This window comes from Streptomyces sp. MnatMP-M17 (assembly GCF_900091995.1).
Lineage (GTDB): Bacteria > Actinomycetota > Actinomycetes > Streptomycetales > Streptomycetaceae > Streptomyces.
This window is the reverse complement of record NZ_FMDK01000517.1, coordinates 1-3,579: the sequence shown is the minus strand read 5'-3', so window position 1 is coordinate 3,579 and position 3,579 is coordinate 1. Positions and strand designations below refer to the sequence as shown.

Below are 3,579 nucleotides of genomic sequence, written 5' to 3'. Positions count from 1 at the left end.
CGACTCGCCGGGCGCGGGCTGCCGTTCCTGGTCGCCGAGGTGGCCGGTGAGGTGGCTGGGTACGCGTATGCCGCGCCCTGGCGTACGAAACCGGCCTACCGGCACACCGTCGAGGACACCATCTATCTGGCCCCGGGCCGCACCGGCCGAGGTCTCGGCGGCGCGCTCCTGGGCGCGCTGCTGACCGGCTGCGCCGAGGCCGGGATACGGCAGGTGATCGCGGTCCTGGTCGACACCGGCGACGACGCGTCGGCCGCCCTGCACCGGCGATTCGGTTTCATCGACGCGGGACGGCTGACGGGAGTCGGCAACAAGCACGGCCGACGGCTGGACACGGTCCTGATGCAGCGTGAGCTCGCCGGACCGTAATCCGTACGGTCCGGACCATAATCCGTACGGTGAGGACCGGCCCGGGCGGCGGAGGCCGGAGCGCCGGAGCGTACGTCCCGAACCCGGCCCGAACCCGTTCCGAACCCGGCCCGAATCCATCCTGCGAAGCCGAGAAGGCGGAGGCTCCCATGGCGTATCAGCAGCCGGTGCTCGACGAGCTGGACCGGAGGATTCTCGCGGCGCTCATCGCCAACGCCAGGAGCAGCTTCACCGAGATCGGCCAGACAGTCGGGCTGTCGGCGCCCGCGGTCAAGCGCAGGGTCGACCGGATGCGTGACGACGATGTGATCACCGGATTCACCACCATCGTGCGGCCCGCCGCCCTCGGCTGGCGCACCGAGGCGTATGTCGAGGTCTTCTGCGACAGCGCGGCGCCGCCGCGGCGGCTCGCCGAAGTCACCCGGAACCATCCCGAGGTGGTGGCGGCGGTGACCGTGACCGGTGGCGCGGACGCCCTGCTGCATATCAGGGCCGCGGACATCGGGCATTTCGAGGAGGTGCTGGAGCGGATCCGGGCCGAGCCGTTCGTCACCCGTACCAACAGCTTTGTCGTACTGACCCATCTGCTGCCCAACAGCCCGGAGGCCGGAAGCCTCGCCGCACCGCCCGACGCGGGACCCGTCACGCCCTGACGTGCTGACCCGCCCTGCGCGCTCTGACGCAACGAACAGCCGCAGAACGGGCGGATGACGCAGCATTCTTGTGTCCACGCGCAAGTTCCGTTCCTTGAGGGCCTCTCCTTCCCTTCCTATCGTTGAGGCATCCCCGTCGGCGAGAGGAAACTCCATGCCGTCCTTCCGTGTGCCCGGACCTCGTGTGCCCAGACCTCGGCGCTATCTGACCTGCGAACCACGCCACTTCGACGTCCGCTATGCCATCAATCCCTGGATGCGCGAAGGGACGCCCGTCGACACGGCCCTCGCGCGCGCCCAGTGGGAGTCGCTCATGCGTGTCTACCGCGATCTCGGCCATACGGTGGAGACCGTCGAACCGGTCGCGGGACTGCCCGACATGGTGTTCGCCGCCAACGCGGCGGTGGTGATCGGCGGCCGGGTCTTCGGCTCGCGGTTCCACGCGCCGCAGCGGCGTCCCGAGGCCGGTGCGTACGCGCGGTGGTTCGAGGAGGCGGCCGGATTCGAGGTGCATGTCCCGCAGGCCGTGTGCGAGGGCGAGGGCGACTTCGTACCGGTCGGCGGTCTCGTCCTGGCCGGCACCGGTTTCCGTACGACGGTCGAGGCGCACCAGGAGGCCCAGGAGTTCTTCGGAGTGCCGACGGTCAGCCTCCGTCTTGTGGACCCGTACTTCTACCATCTGGACACCGCGCTGTTCGCCCTGGATGACGAGAACGTCGCGTACTACCCCGGAGCCTTCTCGCCCGGGAGCCGCGCGGTGCTGGAGCGGCTCTTCCCCGACGCGCTGCTCGCCACTCCGGACGACGCGATGGCCTTCGGGCTGAACTCCGTCTCCGACGGCTGCCATGTGATCATCTCTCCGCGTGCCACCAGTCTCATCGAAGGGCTTACGCGGCGCGGCTATGTCCCTGTTCCGGTCGAGCTGTCCGAGTTCCACAAGGCGGGCGGCGGAGCGAAGTGCTGCACTCAGGAGATCCGCGGTTCGTCAGACCGTCGGTTAAGGTCGTCCTCGTCCCGGGCCGGTGCGATGGAGGCACGATGCGACTGAGAGTCGAGTTCACGACCGAACCTTTCGACCTCGACGAGGCGCCCGCGCACGCGGTGGTGGCCCGCGAGATCGTCCAGAGCGCGGAACTGGACGCCGTCGACGTAGGGCCCTTCGGCAATACGGCGGAGGGCGGCGCGGAGGCGGTGCTGAGCACGGTGGACGCGCTGCTGCGCAGGTCGCTGGCCGTCGGCGCCACCCGGATCTCGCTCCAGGTGAATGTGATCGGTGACGATCGTGTCACCGACATCACCGCTGCCGCTTCTGCCGCCGACGTCGCCACAGTCGAGGACGCCCGGTGACCGGGCCGGTGGACCATCCCTTCATCATGGCGGTAAAGCCGCTGGTGGACGCCATGGGCGGCGAGCTGCTCGCGCCTCAGGAGGCCCTGCCCGACGATGTCGTGCTCGCCTGGGAGGGCGCGGACATCCTCGCCGTACGGCTGCCTCAGCTCTCGGAGTCCCTAGACCACATCCTGGCGGCCCTGGAGCGGCAGCACGGTATGCCGCTCGCCGATCTCGACCGCAGGACCAAGCAGTCGGTCGTACGGATACTGGAGGCGCGCGGCGCCTTCTCCGTACGCCATGGCGTGGAGACGGTGGCGAGCGCCCTCGGCGTCAGCCGCTTCACCGTCTACAACTACCTGAACCGCGAGAACGCGGCGAAGGGAGTGCAATAGAGGCGAAGGCAGTGCAATGGAAGAGGGCCCGGTAAGGGGCAGTGCCGGGGCTTTCGTATACAGGATTTCAACAAAGTGTTGACGTTGTGGTGCCGAGGGCGTTAGCTATGCGAAGCCTGCCCAGCACAGCCACGGAGGCTCCCGTGACTTCGACACCGACACCGGGCCTGGCCCGGTTCAACACCTCTTCCGACTCTTCCGACCATGCGCTCCTGGCCGTGCTGCACGAGGTGTGCGCCAGTCCGGCGTGGGCGAGGAAGCTGCTCGCCCGGCGCCCGTACGCCACCGCCGACGCCCTTTTCGCCGCAGGTGACACCGCCACGGATGAGCTGGACGACACGGAGCTGGCCGAGGCGATGGCAGGGCATCCGCCGATCGGCCGGCCGAAGCCCGGAGATCCCGCCTCCGCCCGGGAACAGCGAGGGATGGCCGGTGCCTCCGAGGAGCTCAGGGCCGAGATGCTGGAACTGAATCTGGCGTACCAGGACCGTTTCGGACATGTCTTTCTGATCTGCGCCACCGGCGCGACCGGTGAGCAGATGCGTGATGCGCTGAAGGAGCGGCTGGCGCACACGCCCGAGCGGGAACGCGCGATCGCGCGCGCCGAACTGGGGAAGATCAACCGTATCCGGCTGACCCGTCTCGTGACGGAGGACTTCGTGGCCGAGAACGCAGAGGACGCAGAGGACGCAGCGGACGCAGAGAACGCAAAGGACAGCGCCTCATGAGCACCGCGACCACCGCTTCCGTGTCCACGCACATCCTGGACACCAGCACCGGACGCCCCGCCACGGACGTCGCCGTGTCGCTCGCGGCCCGGAGCGGCTCCGGCG

General features: G+C 68.9%; 7 protein-coding genes. All 7 read left to right on the top strand.

What is annotated here, in order from left to right:
• Window positions 1-369, top strand: a 369-nt coding sequence (locus GA0115259_RS22670) for a GNAT family N-acetyltransferase (protein ID WP_093600258.1), incomplete at its 5' end; no start/stop codon positions are given.
• 149 nt (window positions 370-518) lie between these two features.
• Window positions 519-1,022 (top strand): Lrp/AsnC family transcriptional regulator, encoded by a 504-nt coding sequence (locus tag GA0115259_RS22665; protein WP_093600255.1) that lies wholly within the window; start codon window positions 519-521, stop codon window positions 1,020-1,022.
• A gap of 154 nt (window positions 1,023-1,176) precedes the next feature.
• On the top strand, window positions 1,177-2,070 hold the full coding sequence (gene ddaH / locus GA0115259_RS22660) for a dimethylargininase (protein WP_176732624.1): 894 nt from the start codon (window positions 1,177-1,179) through the stop codon (window positions 2,068-2,070).
• Window positions 2,061-2,369, top strand: a complete 309-nt coding sequence (locus GA0115259_RS22655) for a hypothetical protein (protein ID WP_237540358.1) — start codon at window positions 2,061-2,063, stop codon at window positions 2,367-2,369. The genes ddaH and GA0115259_RS22655 overlap by 10 nt, the downstream gene beginning before the upstream one ends.
• Entirely contained in the window at window positions 2,366-2,746 is a 381-nt protein-coding gene (locus GA0115259_RS22650; protein ID WP_093600251.1) for a helix-turn-helix domain-containing protein, read from the top strand. The genes GA0115259_RS22655 and GA0115259_RS22650 overlap by 4 nt, the downstream gene beginning before the upstream one ends.
• A 143-nt stretch (window positions 2,747-2,889) precedes the next feature.
• Window positions 2,890-3,474, top strand: coding sequence for a 2-oxo-4-hydroxy-4-carboxy-5-ureidoimidazoline decarboxylase (gene uraD, locus GA0115259_RS22645; RefSeq protein WP_093600248.1), 585 nt, complete (start codon window positions 2,890-2,892; stop codon window positions 3,472-3,474).
• A partial coding sequence (locus GA0115259_RS22640; RefSeq protein ID WP_141716657.1) for a hydroxyisourate hydrolase occupies window positions 3,471-3,579 on the top strand: 109 nt, incomplete at its 3' end. The genes uraD and GA0115259_RS22640, both read left to right, overlap by 4 nt.

Excerpts from the sequence above, each read along its gene's own strand:
- GA0115259_RS22665 (WP_093600255.1), top strand. The coding sequence starts at position 519 with ATGGCGTATCAGCAGCCGGTGCTCGACGAGCTGGACCGGAGGATTCTC.
- ddaH (WP_176732624.1), top strand. The coding sequence starts at position 1,177 with ATGCCGTCCTTCCGTGTGCCCGGACCTCGTGTGCCCAGACCTCGGCGC.
- GA0115259_RS22655 (WP_237540358.1), top strand. The coding sequence starts at position 2,061 with ATGCGACTGAGAGTCGAGTTCACGACCGAACCTTTCGACCTCGACGAG.